The 18836-nt window shown below is 64.3% G+C and carries 20 protein-coding genes; 10 read left to right on the top strand and 10 right to left on the bottom strand.

The window, feature by feature from the left end; all coding sequences use genetic code 11:
- Window positions 1–344: 344 nt before the first annotated feature.
- Window positions 345–863 carry a peptide-methionine (S)-S-oxide reductase MsrA gene (msrA, locus tag JG743_RS21250; RefSeq protein WP_202292711.1) on the top strand — a complete coding sequence of 173 codons (519 nt, stop codon included), beginning with the start codon at window positions 345–347 and terminating at the stop codon, window positions 861–863.
- A gap of 373 nt (window positions 864–1236) precedes the next feature.
- Here msrA and JG743_RS21245 read toward each other — a convergent pair whose 3' ends face one another.
- Window positions 1237–1431 (bottom strand): hypothetical protein, encoded by a 195-nt coding sequence (locus tag JG743_RS21245; RefSeq protein ID WP_202303164.1) that lies wholly within the window; start codon window positions 1429–1431, stop codon window positions 1237–1239.
- A 168-nt stretch (window positions 1432–1599) separates the two neighbouring features.
- On the opposite strand from JG743_RS21245, the gene JG743_RS21240 reads away from it, so the two are divergent.
- Entirely contained in the window at window positions 1600–1869 is a 270-nt protein-coding gene (locus JG743_RS21240; protein WP_202292710.1) for a hypothetical protein, read from the top strand.
- An 8-nt stretch (window positions 1870–1877) separates the two neighbouring features.
- Here the strand turns inward: JG743_RS21240 and JG743_RS21235 are convergent, their stop codons facing one another.
- The 4 genes from JG743_RS21235 to JG743_RS21220 all read right to left on the bottom strand — a co-directional run bounded on the left by JG743_RS21235 (window position 1878) and on the right by JG743_RS21220 (window position 3983).
- Window positions 1878–2423 carry a hypothetical protein gene (locus JG743_RS21235; RefSeq protein WP_202292709.1) on the bottom strand — a complete coding sequence of 182 codons (546 nt, stop codon included), beginning with the start codon at window positions 2421–2423 and terminating at the stop codon, window positions 1878–1880.
- Window positions 2424–2903: 480 nt separating this feature from the next.
- The gene (locus JG743_RS21230; RefSeq protein ID WP_202292708.1) at window positions 2904–3362 is read right to left on the bottom strand and encodes a GFA family protein; all 459 of its coding nucleotides are present in this window, start codon (window positions 3360–3362) and stop codon (window positions 2904–2906) included.
- A 125-nt stretch (window positions 3363–3487) separates the two neighbouring features.
- Complete coding sequence (locus tag JG743_RS21225) at window positions 3488–3781, bottom strand: hypothetical protein (RefSeq protein WP_202292707.1); 294 nt, start codon at window positions 3779–3781, stop codon at window positions 3488–3490.
- Between the two features lie 34 nt (window positions 3782–3815).
- Complete coding sequence (locus JG743_RS21220) at window positions 3816–3983, bottom strand: Thivi_2564 family membrane protein (RefSeq protein ID WP_202292706.1); 168 nt, start codon at window positions 3981–3983, stop codon at window positions 3816–3818.
- A 185-nt stretch (window positions 3984–4168) separates the two neighbouring features.
- Here JG743_RS21220 and JG743_RS21215 point away from each other — a divergent pair, with 185 nt between their 5' ends.
- Window positions 4169–5563: a sensor histidine kinase gene (locus JG743_RS21215; protein ID WP_244672847.1), complete on the top strand. Its 1395-nt coding sequence runs from the start codon at window positions 4169–4171 to the stop codon at window positions 5561–5563.
- 35 nt (window positions 5564–5598) lie between these two features.
- Here JG743_RS21215 and JG743_RS21210 read toward each other — a convergent pair whose 3' ends face one another.
- A complete protein-coding gene (locus JG743_RS21210; protein WP_244673210.1) occupies window positions 5599–5904 on the bottom strand; it encodes a hypothetical protein in 306 nt (101 codons plus the stop codon).
- 235 nt (window positions 5905–6139) lie between these two features.
- Here JG743_RS21210 and JG743_RS21205 point away from each other — a divergent pair, with 235 nt between their 5' ends.
- The 6 genes from JG743_RS21205 to JG743_RS21180 all read left to right on the top strand — a co-directional run bounded on the left by JG743_RS21205 (window position 6140) and on the right by JG743_RS21180 (window position 12568).
- Window positions 6140–6373 carry a hypothetical protein gene (locus JG743_RS21205; protein ID WP_202292704.1) on the top strand — a complete coding sequence of 78 codons (234 nt, stop codon included), beginning with the start codon at window positions 6140–6142 and terminating at the stop codon, window positions 6371–6373.
- A 167-nt stretch (window positions 6374–6540) separates the two neighbouring features.
- Window positions 6541–7767 carry an anion transporter gene (locus JG743_RS21200; protein WP_202292703.1) on the top strand — a complete coding sequence of 409 codons (1227 nt, stop codon included), beginning with the start codon at window positions 6541–6543 and terminating at the stop codon, window positions 7765–7767.
- A 148-nt stretch (window positions 7768–7915) separates the two neighbouring features.
- Entirely contained in the window at window positions 7916–8929 is a 1014-nt protein-coding gene (locus tag JG743_RS21195) for a LacI family DNA-binding transcriptional regulator (protein ID WP_202292702.1), read from the top strand.
- Window positions 8926–10443: a sugar ABC transporter ATP-binding protein gene (locus tag JG743_RS21190; protein ID WP_202292701.1), complete on the top strand. Its 1518-nt coding sequence runs from the start codon at window positions 8926–8928 to the stop codon at window positions 10441–10443. The genes JG743_RS21195 and JG743_RS21190 overlap by 4 nt, the downstream gene beginning before the upstream one ends.
- Entirely contained in the window at window positions 10443–11501 is a 1059-nt protein-coding gene (locus JG743_RS21185; RefSeq protein ID WP_202292700.1) for an ABC transporter permease, read from the top strand. Before JG743_RS21190 ends, JG743_RS21185 begins: the two co-directional genes overlap by 1 nt.
- A gap of 80 nt (window positions 11502–11581) precedes the next feature.
- Window positions 11582–12568 (top strand): substrate-binding domain-containing protein, encoded by a 987-nt coding sequence (locus JG743_RS21180; RefSeq protein WP_202292699.1) that lies wholly within the window; start codon window positions 11582–11584, stop codon window positions 12566–12568.
- Window positions 12569–12626: 58 nt separating this feature from the next.
- Here JG743_RS21180 and JG743_RS21175 read toward each other — a convergent pair whose 3' ends face one another.
- The gene (locus tag JG743_RS21175; RefSeq protein WP_202292698.1) at window positions 12627–14123 is read right to left on the bottom strand and encodes an ATP-binding protein; all 1497 of its coding nucleotides are present in this window, start codon (window positions 14121–14123) and stop codon (window positions 12627–12629) included.
- Between the two features lie 223 nt (window positions 14124–14346).
- Between JG743_RS21175 and JG743_RS21170 the strand changes: the two genes are divergently transcribed.
- On the top strand, window positions 14347–15654 hold the full coding sequence (locus JG743_RS21170) for a mechanosensitive ion channel family protein (protein WP_202292697.1): 1308 nt from the start codon (window positions 14347–14349) through the stop codon (window positions 15652–15654).
- Here the strand turns inward: JG743_RS21170 and JG743_RS21165 are convergent.
- The 3 genes from JG743_RS21165 to mocR all read right to left on the bottom strand — a co-directional run bounded on the left by JG743_RS21165 (window position 15629) and on the right by mocR (window position 18622).
- Complete coding sequence (locus JG743_RS21165; protein WP_244673209.1) at window positions 15629–16063, bottom strand: pyridoxamine 5'-phosphate oxidase family protein; 435 nt, start codon at window positions 16061–16063, stop codon at window positions 15629–15631. The two genes, JG743_RS21170 and JG743_RS21165, sit on opposite strands and share 26 nt — an antisense overlap.
- 180 nt (window positions 16064–16243) lie before the next feature.
- Window positions 16244–16783, bottom strand: coding sequence for a flavodoxin domain-containing protein (locus JG743_RS21160; protein ID WP_202292695.1), 540 nt, complete (start codon window positions 16781–16783; stop codon window positions 16244–16246).
- A gap of 357 nt (window positions 16784–17140) precedes the next feature.
- Window positions 17141–18622, bottom strand: a complete 1482-nt coding sequence (mocR, locus tag JG743_RS21155; protein WP_202292694.1) for a rhizopine catabolism transcriptional regulator MocR — start codon at window positions 18620–18622, stop codon at window positions 17141–17143.
- Window positions 18623–18836: the final 214 nt, after the last annotated feature.

The raw sequence follows: 18836 nt of genomic DNA, 5'->3' as shown, positions 1-18836 counted from the left end.
ACGGAAAGCTTCGCAAAGCGATGTCCAGTATTCGTCAAGTCTGAAGGACGCTGGTGGCGATTGGACCTTTGAGGAACTCAATTTTTTATCTCAAACCCCGCACTCGCTTTGCCTGGAACAGATATGAGTTTCCCGGGTCTGCAGGACGAGAAGCAGCGGGCAGACCTCGCTTACCTGCGGACCTTGAGTGACACACCGTTGCCGCTTCCCGAGAATTGATTTTTGCCCAACAAGCTCCGGGCCGACCGCTGCTGCGGCATCGGCGACCCTGCCTCGGTGGGTTGAGCCGCTGGACGAAGAGCGTCACAATCCCCATCTATGGAGAAATCCAAGGGAGGTGTGACATGGCGACTTCCACCGAACGCGCGGTGCTTGCTGGCGGCTGCTTCTGGGGCATGCAGGATCTGATCCGGCGCTTTCCGGGCGTCATCTCGACCCGCGTCGGCTACAGCGGCGGCGATGTGCAGAACGCCACCTACCGCAACCACGGCACTCATGCCGAGGCCATCGAGATCGTTTTCGATCCGGCCAGGCTGAGCTACCGCACACTGCTCGAATTCTTCTTCCAGATCCACGATCCGACAACAACGAACCGTCAGGGCAACGATGTCGGCATGAGCTATCGTTCGGCGATCTACTACACCAGCGACGAACAGAGACGCATCGCCGAAGACACGATCGCCGATGTCGATGCCTCACGCCTGTGGCCGGGCAAGGTCGTCACCGAGCTCGCGCCGGTCGGCCCCTTCTGGCAGGCCGAACCCGAGCATCAGGATTATCTGGACAGATATCCGAACGGCTACACTTGCCATTTCGTCAGGCCGGGCTGGAAGCTCCCGGTCCGCGAAAAGGCCGCTTCATAAGCCCGATCGGCCGCCTGGCAAATTTTTGGCGCCTGCGTTGGAACATCAGCATGCGCTAAGAGTTCATGTTCCGGCAGCGCGCAACGGTATGCTGCCTGATCGGGGCCGGCATCCCGATCCGGGCCCGCGTCCTCGCGAGAGGCGCGGGCTTGCTTTGCATCGACAACTCGGCCCGGACCGCCGATCCCACCAGTTTTCGCCCGTCGTGCCGAAAGGCACGGCGGGCTTTTTGCGGTTCAGGTCCAGGCAACGAGCCGCGGCTGCCTTGGTACCATGCCGACTTAAAGCACGTCGTGCCCGAACGAACTCAGGCGATGCGCTTCAAGCTAATGCATGGCGTCGCCCCAGAACCGCGACACACTTTTGACAGGCGTCAGCCCTTGGCGCGGCGGCCGTCGCTCTCATGGCTCCCGATCCAGTGTGCGCGGATGCGGTCGCTGGTTTCGAGATAGGCCATATCGATCAGATAGGTCAGAAGCTTCTCGCCATCGGCTTCAGCTTTCTGGCGCAGTTCCCTCAAGATCCCCTGCGCGAACTGCAGGTTTTCCATTTTGCTCGGCTGGTCCATCGGTGCCCCCAATATCTGCGTGGGAAGTGTGGCTGACTGTTGCTTGCATCAAGATTTTGGAGTGACTCGCGGTGAAGCTGTGCTTGGTTGTATCGACGCCCGATCAACGAAGCTGTTGGACATTCTTCGGAAATGTCGATATTTTGCGCGACCAATCGGACCGCGACGATGCACGAAGACGAGGGCAGCACTCCTGACAAGTTGCAAGCCATGCTGGATGTGATCGCCAGGAACGGCCCCTCGAGCCACAGCGAACAGGCCGACGTCGGCAGGCTGAAGGCCGACGCGGCCACGGCGGCCGCGGTGCTGGTCGAATTCTATGGCGATACGGCGCTCGAACGCGCCCGCCTGCTTGAGCGTCGTTCGCCGCAGTCCCATTTCGCGCGCATGGTGACGGCTGAAGTCAGCAAGCACGGCAAGATCCCGCCCAGAAGCTAGGGTGCGCGCTAAGACGATTTGCGCCTCCTCGATCCGCCGCCAAGACGCAGTTGCACCTCTTCCTGGGCATTATCCAGCAGGTAGAAGAGCAGGTTGTGTCCGATCGACTGCGAGATTTCCTTGGCCTGCTTGATATGGAGGTGGATTTCCCGCAGGGAGGCCGCCTCTGTATCCTCCTCTTGCGTCAGGTCGACGAACCAGCCGGGATAGAGCGCTGCCTCCCCAAGGTTGTCGACATAGCACTGGCCGACGGCCAGGATCTTGCGTAGCCCCATCTTTTCCGAGCGGACCTTGCATACCTCCCGGAAACTCGATCGGCGCTCCACCGCCCGGCGGATCGCTACATGGACCCTCAGCCGATCATCGGCCTCGATGCTTTCCATGCATCTCTCGAGAGGCGCGCCATGGGAGAATTCCTCGAGCGTGAGCCCGAAATAGTCGGAGAGGTTGGCGTCACCGTAGACACGGTTCCGCTTGATGTCCCAGGTCCAGAACCCGTCTATTGGGGGGTATTGCAGGTGAACTCTGCGCCCCCCTTCAGCTGCCGCCGTCATGAAAACCGCCCCGTTCGGTTTCAAGATTCGCAACAGTATGTGACATGAACGAAAAGAAACAAGGTGGCCTTTTGTACAAGACTCCTCAAGGATCGCCCCGCGTCAGCTTGTCTGCTACTTGGACAGCGTAGTTGACGCAGTGAAAAATATAACTTTGAGAGAATTTTCTTTCATCGAAAGAATGTATGGCGCTGGCAGCCCAACCATAACTTGGTACTTCACTAGATAATTAGGCTTCGTGAGTCGTAAAACAATATCAAAGGTTGTAGCGCTCTGCCCGGAAGAACACGCCGCGCGTTCTTCGACTCTGCAAGGCCGACGCGGCTATGTTGGGAGCGTTGCCTGAGCCGCGCCGGCCAAAGCGGTTTCCAGAAGGTCCACCGCAAGTCGAATCTTAACTGAGCATGGTACCTGCGGCAAACCGACCGTCGGTTGCAAAATGCAGTCGGCTTGCCCTCTTGGTTGGAGGCTGTTGCTGGCTCAAGCCGCACTGCGCGCCGCCTCCCCGTCGCCATCGGCGGCGATGCTTGCTTCGCCTTCGTCCATCGCCTCACCATCGGCCCGGTCGTGTCCGAACTGCCGGGCACTGGGCAAGGGCTGCAGCCAGTGCTCGCGGCGCACCGTCCACAGCTCGTATGTGGGTTCAAGCTCCGTCGGCGCCACATCAAGGCTGCCAAGCATCACTTCAACCTCCTCTTCGCCGACCGATGTGACGCGGCCACCGCAGGTCGGGCAGAAGCTCCTGCCGCCATAGGTGCTGACGATACCGGCCGTCTCGAAAGCCTCGAGCGGCCAGATAGCGAAGGCCTGATAGGCCGATCCGCTGGTCTTGCGGCAATCCTTGCAATGGCAAAGCCCGACCCGAAGCGGCTCGCCGGTGACCGAAAACTGGACGCCGCCGCACAGGCAGCTGCCGCTGCGCCTGATATCGCTGGACATGGCTGTTCCTCCTCATACGAGCCGCTCTGGCTGAGCTGGCCGAACATCGCCGGAATGTCTACCGCGAATCAATTCGCACCAGGGGCAAACGGTTCCACGCCTCGTGAGGGGAGGGGCGGCCTGCGTCAGCGGGGGAAATCGAAAACCGGCTCTCCGCACCGATAGACGCGGCATTGGCCGTCGCGTGTCGGAACGGAGGCGGCGGTCGGCACATCCGGCCAGTCGCATTCATTGCCGAATGGACGCACATAGCGGTCGTAGGTGTTCTGGCCAGTGGTCAGCACGGCCGCACGATGGCCCTGGATCAGGGACCGTACCTGTTCGCAGCTCATGGTGCGCGTGTCGGGGCGGGCATCAGCGGTGGCCGTGACGGCAAAAACCATCGCGCCGGCAATCCATGCGATCGAACGGGCTTTCATTGTGGAGCCTCGGTTGGATAATCCTCCTCAAAGACTAGAACACAGCCAGATACTTCAACAGCGAAATGATGCCGATGATGATGACGACGATCTGCGCGATCTGTCTCGTCCGGCCGTCCAACGGCAGCCGCTGGACCAGGTAGAGTACGAGGATGATCACCAGGAAGGTGATCAGGATGCCGATGAGCGCCGATGAAGCCACGTCCTCTCTCCCAGGTCCTTGTTTCGGGTACGATGGGAAACGTCACTGCGGCCAGATCGGTTCCTCACCGGAAAAGCAGCCGGGAATTGGAATGCGCTGGCGGGCCGGCGCCGCTTCGCGGAACCGAAACCCGTCACGCGCATTCTCTTTTGTGACAATCCGCGAGCATCGAAAGGCGATGGGCGGTGGATACCATTCAACATGAGGGTATCGGGCTTCCCGGCGCCCAGACCGTCGACATGATGCAGGCGTTGCCGGTTGCCGTCTACACCACAGACAGAGAGGGCCGCATCTCCTTCTTCAACGAAGCCGCGGCCGAGCTTTGGGGCCATCGTCCCGTCATCAACGAGGATCGATGGTGCGGCTCGTGGAAACTGCGTCATCTCGACGGCCGCATCATGGCGCATGACGAATGCCCGATGGCCATAGCCTTGCGCCAGGAAAAGGACGTCTGCTGGGGGCGGGCGATAGCCGAGCGGCCGAACGGAGAACTCATCCCGTTCAGTGCGCACCCCGTCCTGCTTCGCGATGCCGCCGGCGATCTGGTCGGCGCGATCAACACCTTGCTGGACCTGCGCACGCAGACGATGGCGGACGAGGCTCGCACACGGCTTGCCGCCATTGTCGATTCGTCGATGGATGCGATCGTCTCAAAGGACATAAACGGCATCATCACCAGCTGGAACGACGCGGCTGAGCGCCTCTTCGGCTACACGCCCGCGGAGGCGATCGGCCGGCCGGTGACGATGCTTATTCCGATCGACCATCTGGACGAGGAGACTTCGATCATCAGCCGCATACGCGCCGGCGAGCGCGTGCCGTCCTACGAGACGGTGCGCCAGCGCAAGGACGGTTCGCGTATTCCGGTTTCGCTGACCGTCTCGCCGATCCGTGACGGCATCGGCAGGATTGTCGGTGCTTCCAAGATCGCGCGCGACATCAGCTCCCACAAGGAGAGCGAGCGGCGCATCCGCCTGCTGATGCGCGAGGTCAACCATCGCGTGAAGAACCAGTACTCGGTGATCATTTCGATGATCCGCGAGACCAGCAAGCAGGCGAGCACCCCGGCGGTTTTCCTGGAAAGGGTGCGCGAACGCATCCTGGCGCTTTCGGAATCGCACGATCTCCTGGTCAACGCGGAGTGGCGTGGAGCGACCGTCGCCGAGCTGGTCGAGGCGCAGGTAAGGGCCTTTGCGGCCCAGTCGCGCGTGTCCGCACAGGGACCGGTGATCATGCTCAAGCCGAACGCCGTCCAATATCTCGGCATCGCCTTCCATGAACTGGCCACCAATTCGGCAAAATACGGCGTTCTGTCCCACCCGGGCGGCCAGGTCGACGTCGAATGGGCCGTGACCGCCGCCGCCAATGGTGAGGAAATCTTCGGGCTTGTCTGGAGCGAGCGCGATGGACCGCCCCTGGATGGCGAGACACGCCGCGGGTTCGGATCGATTGTGCTGAAACGGATCGCGCCGCAGGCGCTGGGCGGCACCGGACTGCTGGAGTTCGGCGAGCACGGTGCAAGCTGGACGCTCGAAGCGCCGTTGCGATACGTGAAGAACTCTCCCGACGATATGGATTGACCGCTGTGGTGCGGTCGAAAATGCGCGCTGAGGTCCTATCCTTGTTCGGAAGCCGGCGTTGCTGGACAAGGAACTTCAATGATCTCGGCAATTGTCAAGCAATCGAACTCCATGGCTGCCCCGTAAAGTTCGGCCGTTTGAACAACGAGGTACTCAATATCCTCGCGCGCGACGTTCTCGTCGAGGTTCCGCAGGCGCACGTCCTCGGCCACGGCGGTGACATGGACCACGCCCTTGCCTTGCAGGGCGGCAAGGACCTGGGAATTGAGATCCTCCCTCAGTCGGCTCGAAAATGTCCGGAACATGGAAAACAGCCTTTCGGGAGCAGGTTCGTCCCTCATGGTCACGATGCATCGCGTGCCTCCCCATGGCAAGCGAAATGTTCAGAATATTCAAATAAAATCAATTAGTTAGTATAGTCTGCCGATTGCTTGATCGACGCCTTGTCCTCATCGTTGGTCTTACACGTCGATCACCCATCGGTCCCTCTTGACGCCAAATGCAGTGAATTCTAATTCTACTGATAGTGAGCCACATACTAACTCGATGTATTCTGGTCTGAGGGCGGAGGCGAGGATGGCCGAACTGGAAAGGCCCGAGCGGTTGCAGATCATGCTGACCACCAGCGAATTGGCCGCGCTGGAAAACTGGCGCTTCGAAAAGCGCATGCCAAGCCGGTCCGCCGCCGTGCGGGAGTTGCTGCGGCGCGGCCTGTTATCTGACGGGTTCCTGACGGCGGAGCAAGGGGCCAAGTCGCAGGATTTCGGGGTTCTGGGTCCTGGGAGCGACGAAGCTGCGGCCGAAGGCTGATCAAAACAGGCCCGGCCGCGCGAGATCGTTGGCGTCGCGGCGCGGCTGACCAAAGTTGCCCGGGATCGCTTCCGGCGCTTTCGCTTTGCCGCGCACTTGCTAAACGTTGCTAACCGGCAGATTCGCCGGGGCGGGAACCGATCGACCTTGAACGAGACTTTCCACCAATGACATGGACTGGAGCGGCGGCGCTTCTGATCCTCATCCTGACCTATGCCGGGGTCGCCGTCGGCCGTTTTCCTGGCCTGCGTCTCGACCGTGCCGGCATTGCGCTGCTTGGCGGCGCGGCCATGATCGCCGTCGGCGCGATCAGCATGGACGATGCCTACCGCGCTATTAATTTCGACACCATCACGCTGCTGCTCGGCATGATGATTGTCGTCGCGCATCTGAAGGTGTCGGGTGCCTTCCGCGCACTTGGCGGCTACGCCATCGAGCACGCGCATGCCCCCTTCATGCTTCTTGTGATGGTGACGCTTCTGACCGGCGTGCTCTCGGCCTTCCTGGTCAACGACGCAATCTGCCTGGTGATGGCGCCGATCGTCGTCCATGTCACCCGCGTCATCAACCGTAACCCGGTTCCCTACCTCATCGCCACCTGCACCGCCTCCAACTGCGGCAGTGTTGCCACCATCACCGGCAACCCGCAGAACATGGTGATCGGCGCCTTGTCCGGCATTTCCTATCCGGCCTTTTCGGCCGCGCTCGCGCCGGTTGCGCTGTTCGGGCTCGCCGCCGTCATCGTCATCATACGCATCGTCTACCGTGCCGAATTCTCTCGCGACGTGGAGCTCAGCCCCGAGGTCTATCGGGGACGCATGCTGCCGGGTCAGGTGCTGAAGGCAGTTGTCGTCTGCGTCGTGCTGGCGGTCGCCTTCTTCGCCGGCATCCCCGTCGCCAAGGCGGCGCTGATCGCCGGCGCCTTCCTGCTGGTCACCCGCGCGATCAAGCCGCATCGCATCTATCGCGAGATCGACGGCCCGCTGCTGTTCATGTTCGCCGGCCTGTTCGTTGTCGTGGCCGGGGCCGAGCGCACGCTGCTCACGCCGGACATGATCGCCTGGGCGAAGAATATCGGGCTCGACGATGTCTGGCGGCTGTCCGGCTTCACCGCCGTGTTATCCAATATCATGAGCAACGTGCCGGCGGTGCTGGCGCTGAGGCCGTTCATCCCTGGCCTGGAAAACCCCGAGCGCGCCTGGCTGGTGGTGGCGATGAGTTCGACGCTGGCCGGCAATTTCACGCTGCTCGGCTCCGTTGCCAACCTCATCGTCGCCGAGCAGGCCAAGGCTGCCGGCAAGGAGCTTTCCTTCTCCGCCTTTTTCAAGGTCGGCCTGCCGCTGACGCTGGTCACGCTCGCCGCCGGCACGGCCTGGTTGGCTTTCACCTCCTGATCTCCAAGTTTTCAGCCCGCGGCAAAATTTGTCGGAGGCTTTTGTCGAATCGATTGCGCAAACGTTTCGATGACTCTATTGTCTCACCAAATTCGCCGAAGAGCGGACGGGAAACACAGGGAGGAGCGCTTGCCGGTACTCCATACGCATGCCGACAATGGCTGAGGTCGCGCGCCGCGTCGGCGTCTCGGTTTCGACCGTCTCACACGTCGTCAACGGCACCCGCTTCGTCTCGCCCGAGAAGGCGAAGCTGATCAACGACGCCATCGCCGCCATGGGCTACCAGCCCAACGAGCTTGCGCGCTCTCTGAAGGTCGCCTCGACCCGGAGCGTCGGGCTCGCCATCTCGGCGATCTCAAATCCCTACTTCACCGACATCATCTGCGCGGTCGAGGCCGAATGCGCCCGGCTCGGGCTGATGGTGTTCCTCTCCGACACGCAGGAAGACCCGGATCGCGAGCTTCAGGTGGTGCGCGCCTTCCACCAGCGTCGCGTCGACGGCGTCATCCTGGCGCCGTCGGGCTCGCCGGAGCGCGCCATCGATTATCTGGCCGAGAAGAAGCTGCCCTGCGTGCTGATCGACCGCTTCGCCGACGACCGCTTCGACCAGGTCGGCGTCGAGAACGATACGGCGATGCATGCCCTCATCGACCACGTCGCCTCCTTCGGCCACCAGCGAATCGGCTACATCGCCGGCCAGCCGGGGCTGGCTACCACGCGCGAGCGCATCGAGGCGTTCCGCGCCTCGCTCGCCGCCAATGGACTTGAGTGCCTGCCGCACTATGTCTCGCCGGAGAATGTCGACACGGCGAGCGCCACGGCATCTGCGTATGCGATCCTGTCGCTGCCCTCGCCACCCACCGCACTGGTTACCGGCAACAACATGACGACGATCGGAGCAGTCCGCGCCATCCGCGAGAAGGGTCTTTCGATCCCCGGCGACGTGTCGCTGGTTGGCTTCGACGATTTCGAATGGGCCGACTGTTTCGAGCCCAGGCTGACGCTGGTCGAGCAGCCCTGCACCGAGATCGGCCGCCAGGCGGCGGCGCTGCTCAGCGAACGCATCGCGTCCAGCGACGCCGCACCCCGCGCCGTGCGGCTCCAGGCAAGGCTGCAGACGCGCGCATCCTGCGCGAAACCGCCCCACACGAGGCCGGCATGAGCGCGCCGCTTCTTTCCGTCACCGGTGCCGTGAAGCATTTCGGCGGCGTGCAGGCGCTGCGCGGCGTCGACTTCGACCTCAAACCCGGCGAGATCCACGCGCTGCTAGGCGAGAACGGCGCCGGCAAGTCGACGCTGATGAATCTTCTGTCGGGCGTCTACGCGCCGGACGAGGGCGAAATCCGGATCGACGGCAAGCAGGTAGCCTTCAGCAACCCGCGCGAGGCGCAGGCGGCCGGCATCGCCACCATCTTCCAGGAGCTCGACCTCGTGCCCTCGCTCGACGTCGCGGCGAACCTCTTCCTCGGCCGCGAGCTGATGCGGCCGGGCGGCCTGCTCGATGTGCCGGCGATGCGCCGCGAGGCGAAAAAGCGGCTGGAGGCGATCGAGCTCGCCATCGACCCGGCGCGGCTGGTCGCCGACCTGTCGATCGGCCAGCGCCAGGTTGTGGCGATCGTCAAGGCGCTGTCCTATGCGTCGCGCGTGCTGATCATGGACGAGCCGACGGCGGCACTCACCGTCGGCGAGGTCGAGCGCTTGTTCGACATCATGAGGAAGCTCGCCGCGACCGGTGTCGGCATCGTCTACATCTCGCATCGCCTCGAGGAGGTGCCCGAGATCGCCGACCGCGTGACGGTGATGCGCGACGGCCGCGTCGCCGGCATCACCGAACCGCACGCGCCGCAGGCCGAGCTGGTGCGGCTGCTCGTCGGGCGCTCGCTGGACGAGCTCTATCCCAAACGCGCCAGGAGCGCCGGCAAGACGCTGCTCAGCCTCAAGGATGCCAGCTTCAGGCTCGCCCGTGAGAGCGCCGGCTGGCAGCCGCCGAGCGGTGTATCGCTAGAGGTGAGGGAAGGCGAGATCGTCGGGCTTGCCGGCATCATGGGGGCAGGGCGCACCGAGCTGCTCAGCGCGCTCTACGGCACCGGCCTTGCCGGCCGCTGGGAGGGTGAAGTCGCGGTCGACGGAAGGCCGGTGAAGCTCGAGTCCATCAAGGCCGCGCGCGACGCCGGCATCGCCTTCGTCACCGACGACCGGCGCGGCAGCGGCCTGATGCTGCGCATGGCCGTCGGCCTCAATCTGGTGATGTCGGTGATCCGCCGCATCTCGCCGGCCGGGCTGATGTCGCCGCGCCGCCAGGCGGATGCGGTGAAACAATCCTTCGGCCAGTTCGACATCCGCCCGAAGAACCCGGACATATCGGTCGGCGCGCTTTCCGGCGGCAACCAGCAGAAGGTGGTGCTGGCCAAGGAAATCCTCGGTAGTCCGCGCCTGCTGCTTCTCGACGAGCCGACGCGCGGCGTCGATGTCGGCGCCAAGGGCGAGATTTACGCGCGGCTGAGAGCCCTCGCCACGCAGGGGCTGGGCATCCTGGTCGCCTCCAGCGAGATGCCGGAGCTGATTGGGCTCTGCGACCGGATCGTGGTGCTGCGCCAGGGGCGCAATGTGGCGGAATTCATCGGCGGCGTCGACGAGCACACGGTGCTTGCCGCGGCAAACGGCAGGGAGGCCTGATGTCGGACCAGAAGATTTCGGTGGCCGCAAGCCCTTCGGTACCCACTGCTCCAGCGGCGAGGCGCGTCGACCCTCTGGCGCTCGTCGTGCGCTTCCAGAGCCTGATCGGCCTGGTGCTGGTGGCGATCGGCGGCATCATCTTCTCGCCCAGGCGGCACGGCGAGATCCTGTTCCTCAACCCCGACAACATCGCCAACATCGTGCGCGCCGTGTCGGAGACCGGCATCATCGCCATTGGCATGACCTTCGTCATCATCACCGCCGGCATCGATCTGTCGGTTGGCGCCGTGCTCGGCCTCTCCAGCGTCGTCACCGCGACGATGATGATCTCCGGCGGCTTCGGGCTGATCCCGACCATTTTGGCCGTGCTCGCCATGGGCATCGCCTTCGGCATCGTCCAGGGCACGATTTCCACCCGCTTCCGGCTGGAGCCGTTCATCGTCACGCTTGCCGGCCTGCAGGCGGCGCGCGGGCTTGCGCTCATCGTTTCCGGCAACCAGTACATCAACATCTCCTATGGCGATGGGCCGGGCCTGGCGCCGCCGGTGTTCGCGGTGCTGGGCGAGCGCCTATTTGACAACACGGTGCCGGTGGCGACCATCGTCTTCATCGTCTTTGCCGCAATCGCCACCGTGGTGCTCAACACCACGCGCTTCGGCCGCTATGTCTTCGCCGTCGGCGGCAACGAGCGCGCCGCGCGCATTTCCGGCGTGCCGGTGTCGATGGTGAAGATCGCGGTCTACGCCATCACCGGCTTTGCCTCCGCCCTAGCCGGTATCGTGCACGCCGGCCAGTTCAATTTCGGCAGCGCCAATGACGGCATGGGCTATGAGCTGACGGCGATCGCCGCCGTTGTCATCGGTGGCACCAGCCTGTTCGGCGGCGCCGGCTCGATGGTCGGCACGGTCGCCGGCACGATCATGCTCGGCGCTTTGGCCAACATCCTTCAGCTCAACAACATCACCCCCGCCACGCAGCTGCTCGCGACCGCAGCGATCATCGTGCTGGCGGCAGTGCTTCAATCCCTCGTTCGCCGCCGCGAGGGATTGGGCAGGTAGGAGGCCAGGCGGCAAGCATACACCGGAGACTGAAACCAACAGGTCTGTCCGCCCCCGGCCAGACGAGGAGGAGAGTGAGCATGAGAACCACGTTGAGAGGATCGCGCGTCCTTCGGGCCGCGCTTCTGGCAGGCGCCGGCCTGTGTATCGCCGGCAGCGCCCAGGCCGCCGAGCCGCTGGTCAAGGCCTGCGCCAAGGACGGTCAGTTCGTCATCGGCTTTTCGCAGGCCAACAACGCCGAGCCCTATCGCCAGCACGTCAATGACGAGCTGACGGCGGCGGCCAAGGATGTGCCGGGCTTTACGCTGCAGATCGCCGACGGCGCCGGCAACGTCAACACGCAGACCTCGCAGGTCGACAACTTCATCACCCAGAAGGTCGATATCCTGCTGATCTCGCCCTTCGAGGCGGCACCGCTGACGCCGGCCGTGAAGCGCGCCATGGATGCCGGCATTCCGGTGATCGAGCTCGACCGCAAGACGGTCGGCGACCCCGGCAAGGACTACACGGCCTTCATCGGCGGAGACAACTACAAGATCGCGCTCGAAGCCGGCAAGTACACGGCAAAGACGCTGCTGCCCGATGGCGGCGAGACGGCGGTGCTGGAAGGCCTGCCGAGCTCGACGCCGGCGGTGGAACGGCTGAACGGCTTCAAGGACGGCGTGAAGGAGAACGCCAAGATCCGGGTCGTCGCCGAGCAAGCCGCCGACTGGGTCCCGGACAAAGCCCAGACCGCCTTTGCCGCCATGCTGCAGGCGCATCCCGACATCAAGGTGCTCTACGCCTCGAACGACATGATGGCGGCGGGCGCGCTGCTGGCCGCCAAGGGCGCCGGCAAGGACGTCAAGATCATTGGCACCGACGGCCTGCCGGGTCCGGCGGGCGGCATCGAGGCCGTGGCCAAGGGCGACTGGGCGGCAACCTTCACCTATCCGACCGGCGCCAAGGAAGCGATCGAGATGTCGAAGAAGATCCTGCTCGACTGCGCGACCTCGGTGGAGCCGACGGTGACGGTAGAGACGACGGCGATCACCGCCGAGAACGCCAAGCAGCTGATGGGCAAATAGGGCAGGGCGCAAGCCCCGATGGCGATACGGCAGGGCCCCGCAAGGGGCCTTGCCTTTTTCACGAACCGACCGGCTCCGCTTCCTCGGCATTGGGGTCGCCCGGCGCCGTCGCCCAGGCGAGTTCGACCAGGGTCACCGTCCGCCGGCCGGTGCCGTCGACCTGGCAGACGATCAGGCCCTGCTCCTCGATATAGGTGAGCAGGCGGCGCGCGCGGCGCAGCGAATGCGAGCCGTAGGCGCGTGCGATCGCCGCGTCGCTGGGGCAGGGCCGCGCCTCCTTGGCCGCGCGGGCGATCATCATGAACACGCCCTGCATGTCCTCGGGTAGCAGCGAGGCGCGCACCGAGACGTCGCGCCAAGCGTCGTCCTCGGCCATCTCGGAGCCGAGCCCGGCCCGAGCCCGCGTCAGCATGCGGCGGAACTCGGCAAGGTCCGGCACGACCGAGGCGAGGCCCTCGATGCGGCAGCGGACGACGAACTCCTGGTAGAGCACGCCGATGACGCGGAAGCCGGCGTCGGGTTCGGCGAGCACGGCGCCGAGCACGCGGTCCATGCGCTCGCGCCGCTCGGCGAGGTCCTCGGCGCTCGGCGCCGCGCCCGTTGGCTCGGGGCGGATCTCCAGCGCCGCCGACTTCGCCGCCATCAGCTGGTCGAGCAGGTCGGGCGAGGGTGCCCGGCGCTGCGGCCGCACCGTCTCGGGCGGCGGCGCGGCGAGGATGATCGCGCGCGCATCTTCCAACGCAGCTTCCGGCAGCGGCATCAGCCGCGGCGTGCCGTTGCGCGGGCTCGTATCGGTCGGGCCGATGCGCAGGCCGAGCGGCCGGCGCGACAGCGCCGGACCCAGCGCCATGAACTGCCCGCGTTCGAGGTCGCGGAAGGCCTCGGCCTGCCGCCGCTCCATGCCGAGCAGGTCGGCGGCGCGCGCCATGTCGATGTCGAGGAAGGTGCGGCCCATCAGGAAGTTGGAGGCTTCCGCCGCGACGTTCTTGGCAAGCTTCGCCAGCCGCTGCGTGGCGATGATGCCGGCGAGCCCGCGCTTGCGGCCGCGGCACATCAGGTTGGTCATGGCGCCGAGCGAGAGCTTTCGCGCCTCGTCCGAAACCTCGCCCGCCACCGCCGGCGCGAAGAGCTGCGCCTCGTCCACCACCACCAGCATCGGGTACCAGTGGTCGCGCGCGACCTCGAACAGTCCGCCGAGGAAGGCCGCAGCGCGCCGCATCTGGTTCTCGGCGTCGAGGCCTTCGAGGTTGAGCACGGTGGAGACGCGGTGGATACGCGCCCGCTCGCCGGCCGCCTGCAGACCGCGCTCGGTGTGCTCCTCGGCATCGATCACCAGATGGCCGAACCGCTCGGCGAGCGAGACGAAGTCACCTTCGGGGTCGATGATGGTCTGCTGCACCCAGGGCGCGCTCTGTTCGAGCAGCCGGCGCAGCAGATGCGACTTGCCGGAGCCGGAATTGCCCTGGACCAGAAGTCGGGTCGCCAAAAGCTCCTCGAGGTCGAGGGCCGCCATGGCCCCCGCGCTCGTCTCGCCCATCTCGATCGCAACCGTCATCTATCGACTCGAAAAAGTTTCCCTGTGGGGCTTATCAACCCGGGCGCGCCCGGTCGAGCGCGCCGGGCGGCGAACGCCCCTTGTTCCCCAGGTCTTCCGTGGCCGTCCACTCCTGGCCGCGAAAACCCCGAGCGCGCCCAAGCCAAGCTTGGCTTGACCATTCCCAAGGCCGGCGACATTGTGGACCGCAAGTTGCAGTTCCTTGGCCAAGTGGTCGTGGCAAATGGATTTTCGCGACGCCATCGATAGATCGCTGGCCTGGGCCGGCGGATGGTTCGACTATGCCGCCACACCATGGTTCGTCTATCAGGTCGGCATCATCGCCGCGCTGTTTGCGGTGGCGAAGCTCGCCGCGCTGCGGGTCGAGCCGCTGGTGGAGGGCCATGCGCGCCAGATCAAAGGCCATCCCGGGCTGCTAAGGGTGGTGATCGCCCTGCTGCGGCGCACCGACTGGATACTGTTCACGCTCTTCCTGTTTGCCGCGCTTAGCCTCCTGCGCGCCGTCACCTGGCCAAGCCGCACCCATCTCATCCACGTTGTGCTCCTGCTCTCGCTGGCGTGGCTGTTCGCGGCGGTGCTGTCGCGCATCATCCGCAACCGGCTCGTCGCGCGCACACTTGGCTGGCTGGCCTGGATCTACGCGGCCCTTGTCATCCTGCACGTCAGCGACGACGCAGCCACCTTCCTCGACAGCCTCGCAATCCCGCTCGGCGCGGTTCGCCTTTCGGCGCTGGTGGTGCTGAAGGCAGCACTGCTTTTGGTCGCCACGGTCTGGCTTGCGGTGGTCATCGGCAACTACATCGACGAACGTGTCCGCCTCTCCGAGGAGCTGACGCCGTCGATCCGCGTCCTCGTCGGCAAGGTGGCCAAGATCGGCCTCGTGCTGGTGGCGGGCGGCGTCGCGCTTTCGGCCGTCGGCCTCGACCTGACGGCGCTGACGGTGTTTTCCGGCGCCATCGGCGTCGGTCTCGCTTTCGGGCTGCAGAAGGTCGTCTCCAACTTCGTCTCCGGCGTGATCATCCTGCTCGACAAGTCGATCAAACCCGGCGACACCATTTCGCTCGAAGGCACATTCGGCTGGATCCGCGAGTTGCGGGCGCGCTTCGTCTCCGTGGTGACGCGCGACGGCCGCGAATTCCTGATCCCCAACGAGGATTTCATCACCCAGAGGGTCATCAACTGGTCGTTCAGCGACAACCTCGTGCGGCTCGACGTGAATTTCGGCGTCTCCTACGACGCCGACCCGCACAAGGTCAGCGAACTGGCGATAGAAGCCGCGATCAGCGTAGGCCGGGTCGAGGCCGACCGGCGGCCGGTCTGTTGGCTGACCGACTTCGGCGACTCCTCGCTGAACTTCGTCCTGCGCTTCTGGATCCGCGACCCCCAGCAAGGCCTGACCAACGTGCGCGGCAAGGTGCTGCTGGCGCTGTGGGATACGTTCAAGGCCAACGGCATCAGCATTCCGTATCCGCGTCGCGAAATCATCATGAGAGAGGGCGGGCCGGTCAGACGAGGGCACGACGGCCAGTGATCTTCTCGATGTTGATGCGGAAGAAGAGGTGAGGCGGACTGGCCACCTCGTCCTCGGAGTGAGGTGTCTCGCTGCCGGGTTCCCACCAGTTGGGGCGCGCTTTCTGCAACAGCGACCATGCGTGGTCGCGCTCATTCTGCCGGGAGCCAGCTTCGGCGAGTTCTTCGTAGCGACCGAAGGCAACGACACTCCACCAACTGCGAGGGTTGGCAATCTCGTCGACTTCGAAGCAAACCTGAGGATTTGCCCGCATCGCCCAGACCTTGTGACCGATCAGGGAGAAGCTGTAGATGTGGCCGTTCTCGTAAACAAAGCTGATTGGCACGACGTACGGCATCCCGTCTCTTGCGCAAGCGAGGCGCCCGACCCTGCTTGCGGCCAGGTGCTTCCTGCATTCTTGTGCTGTCATCTCACTGATGATCACCGGACTTCCTTGGTGAAAGAGCCAGCTCCACTCGGTGCATCTCGATGCCGCGGAAGTGGTCTTCTTGTTTCCACGAGGTTCGCGATCGCTCGCGCTATACGCCACGTTCCATGCGCCACGCCGGCAAATACGGCGAAGGGTGCGCCGATGCAGGCTGCGCCAAACTCAGGCACCTCCTTGTTTAGCCATCTCAAGAAATCGATCAGAGAAGGTGGCGAGTGCGTTCCAGTCAGTGAATTCGTGATCGCGCTCTTGGCTCGGATCGCCGCTCTTCATGACGACGAATTTTACGAACTGTTCCTGAAAGCAATCGTACTTGGTGAAGCGCAAGGCACCCCCGAGAAGTAGGGTCATGCGTGGTTGCCACCCTGTCACGGAGACGAAGCGATCCACGTATTTTTGAGCTTCCGTCTTTTGGTCTTCCAGCGCCGCCGAGAGACTGACGGATATGAGGGCTGAAGGCTTGGCGTTCAGCGCTTCGTGATGCGCAAATACGAAGTTCGTGACGGTTTCCTGGTGGTGCTCCTGGTGGACCGACGCTGCAATGAAGAACGCGTCGAAGTGTCCGAGCTTCAAATCGGATGCGAGCGCTGCGCTATCTAGCAGCTCGACTTGGTGCCCGCGCTCGCGAATATGCGTTGCCGTCCGTGCGGAAATTTTCTCCGTCTGCCCTTCGGTCGTTCCGTAGACGATCAGGACGTTCACGATGTCCCTCCGACAGCGCAAGAGACATTCATAGGGACGACCGATACGAGCGAGCCCGGCATCCCGGTACCTCAATGCTTCGCACATTATAGCCCATGGAACGGGCTCCACGAACTGCTTTTCGCTGCGCGAAGAACCCGATCGTGGCCAGAGCCATGATCAGCACCGCAAGCCATACGATCACGACCATCCACCGCGGGGCGGACGTGCTGCGACTTGGCTAAGTAGACATTGAAGTGCGGATGTGCGCCATGGTCTCCGCCGCTGATTTTGACATCGTCTAGCCGCTCACATTTGACTGCGTGCCGTCATGGCGGCATCGCGCGCTCGATCCATGCTGCCGTTTGCAGCCAAGCGTCAGCCCTGTGCCCGCACCCGCTCAATTGCCTGCCGCAACCTTCGTATCCCTACCTCCGTCTGCGCCTTGTTGCAGGCGGCGTAGCCAAGCACCAGGCCGTTGCCGGGGGTCGACCAGTAGTATTTCGACAGCGGCGAGGCATTGACGCCGAGCCTGTCGGCTGCCTCGACGACGGCGCTGTCGTCGCAACGCTGCGGCAGATGCGCGACCACCTGGATGCCGGCTTCGGCCGGCGACAGCGTCACGTCGGCGGGGAGTTCTAAGGCGAAGAGGTCGTGGAACAGCTTGCGCCGCTCGGCATAGATGCGGCGCATGCGCTTCAGGTGCCGGCTCATATGGCCTTCGTCGATGAAGTCGGCCAGCGCCGCCTGCAGCACCAGCGGCGCGAACTGGCCGGTGGTGCTCAGCGCATGCGGAATGCCCTCGCATAGGGCCGGCGGCAGGACCATGAAGCCCAGCCTGAGAGCCGGGAACAAGAGCTTGGCGAAGGTACCGACATAGATGACGCGGTCGGCGTAATCCATGCTCTGGATCGCCGGCACCGGCCGTCCCTGGAAGCGGTACTCGCCGTCGAAATCGTCCTCGATGATCCAGGAATTGTGGCGCTCGGCGATCTCGAACAGGCGCAGCCGCTGGTCCATGCGCATGGTGATCCCGAGCGGATGCTGGCAGGCCGGCGTCACATAGATCAGCCGCGGCGCGATCTCGGGCGGGTTCATCTGCCAGCCGTCGCGGTCGACGGCCAGCGGCAGGATGTTGGCGCCGGCCACGGTGAAGGTCGCCCTGGCGGCGTAATAGCCTGGCTCCTCCAGCCACACCACGTCGCCGGGGTCGAGCAGCAGGCGGGCCAGCAGGTCGAAGGCGGCCTGGGCGCCGGTCGTCACCACGATCTGCTCCGGCGAGCAGCGCACGCCGCGTGCCGACACCAGATAGCTCGCGATCGCCTCCTTCAACGCCGGCAGGCCGGTGACATAATAGGTGCCGAAGAGCATGTCGGCGCCGAAAGTGGCGCGGCGGGCGAGCAGCCGCCCCCAGACCCCGAACGGAAAATTCTGCGCGTCGGGCATGCCGGGGTGGAAGGCGAAGCGCCCGGGCGCGCCGTGGTGGAAGGGCTGGCGCATCAGGCTCTCGCCGCGCTTCGACAGCGGGTGGCGGATGGCGGTCGTGGACGCGTTGCGCTTGTCCTTGCCTGGCGAACTGGCCGGCAGGTCGACGACGATGGCGCGCGCGCCCGGCCGGCTGGTGAGATAGCCTTCAGTCGTCAGCTGGTCGTAAGCGCCGACGATGGTGTTGCGAGCAAGGCCGAGATCTTCGGCCAGCGCGCGGGTGGAGGGCAGCTCCGATCCCGGCGCCAGCCGCTTGTCGCGGATCATCGCGGCGATCTGCCGGTAGAGCTGGCGCTGGATCGGCTCGGCCACCGTCCGCTCGATGGCAAGCGCTTCCATCGGAAAGGCCTGGCGCCTGCGCCTCGACATCTGCATCGAAAAGCCCCGCGGCAAGAGGGAAGGGCAAACTTAGCCGACCTCAACGGAAAGTGAAACTGGCACCTTCACTTCTGCCCGAACTGGCCCTCGCGATGGATACAGATTGGCGCTTAAATTGAAAGAAAAACGGGAACAGCGCGCCAGGGATGCCGTAGGCAGAGCGTTTTTCACCGCCCGCAGCGAGCGGGGTGGAGCGCCATCGCCACGGAAG

The organism is Mesorhizobium sp. 131-2-1, from assembly GCF_016756535.1.
In the GTDB taxonomy this organism is placed as follows: domain Bacteria; phylum Pseudomonadota; class Alphaproteobacteria; order Rhizobiales; family Rhizobiaceae; genus Mesorhizobium.
The sequence above is the reverse complement of the archived record's forward strand: the minus strand, read 5'-3'. Positions and strand labels throughout refer to the sequence as shown.

Bases quoted from the DNA above. Each gene is read 5' to 3' on its own strand.
- JG743_RS21165 (WP_244673209.1), bottom strand. From the start codon at position 16,063: ATGACAGCACAAGAATGCAGGAAGCACCTGGCCGCAAGCAGGGTCGGG.
- JG743_RS21175 (WP_202292698.1), bottom strand. From the start codon at position 14,123: ATGACGGTTGCGATCGAGATGGGCGAGACGAGCGCGGGGGCCATGGCG.
- JG743_RS21200 (WP_202292703.1), top strand. From the start codon at position 6,541: ATGACATGGACTGGAGCGGCGGCGCTTCTGATCCTCATCCTGACCTAT.
- JG743_RS21190 (WP_202292701.1), top strand. From the start codon at position 8,926: ATGAGCGCGCCGCTTCTTTCCGTCACCGGTGCCGTGAAGCATTTCGGC.
- JG743_RS21180 (WP_202292699.1), top strand. From the start codon at position 11,582: ATGAGAACCACGTTGAGAGGATCGCGCGTCCTTCGGGCCGCGCTTCTG.
- JG743_RS21170 (WP_202292697.1), top strand. From the start codon at position 14,347: ATGGATTTTCGCGACGCCATCGATAGATCGCTGGCCTGGGCCGGCGGA.
- JG743_RS21185 (WP_202292700.1), top strand. From the start codon at position 10,443: ATGTCGGACCAGAAGATTTCGGTGGCCGCAAGCCCTTCGGTACCCACT.
- JG743_RS21240 (WP_202292710.1), top strand. From the start codon at position 1,600: ATGCACGAAGACGAGGGCAGCACTCCTGACAAGTTGCAAGCCATGCTG.
- JG743_RS21230 (WP_202292708.1), bottom strand. From the start codon at position 3,362: ATGTCCAGCGATATCAGGCGCAGCGGCAGCTGCCTGTGCGGCGGCGTC.
- JG743_RS21245 (WP_202303164.1), bottom strand. From the start codon at position 1,431: ATGGACCAGCCGAGCAAAATGGAAAACCTGCAGTTCGCGCAGGGGATC.
- msrA (WP_202292711.1), top strand. From the start codon at position 345: ATGGCGACTTCCACCGAACGCGCGGTGCTTGCTGGCGGCTGCTTCTGG.
- JG743_RS21195 (WP_202292702.1), top strand. From the start codon at position 7,916: ATGCCGACAATGGCTGAGGTCGCGCGCCGCGTCGGCGTCTCGGTTTCG.
- JG743_RS21235 (WP_202292709.1), bottom strand. From the start codon at position 2,423: ATGACGGCGGCAGCTGAAGGGGGGCGCAGAGTTCACCTGCAATACCCC.
- JG743_RS21205 (WP_202292704.1), top strand. From the start codon at position 6,140: ATGGCCGAACTGGAAAGGCCCGAGCGGTTGCAGATCATGCTGACCACC.
- JG743_RS21225 (WP_202292707.1), bottom strand. From the start codon at position 3,781: ATGAAAGCCCGTTCGATCGCATGGATTGCCGGCGCGATGGTTTTTGCC.
- JG743_RS21210 (WP_244673210.1), bottom strand. From the start codon at position 5,904: ATGAGGGACGAACCTGCTCCCGAAAGGCTGTTTTCCATGTTCCGGACA.
- mocR (WP_202292694.1), bottom strand. From the start codon at position 18,622: ATGCAGATGTCGAGGCGCAGGCGCCAGGCCTTTCCGATGGAAGCGCTT.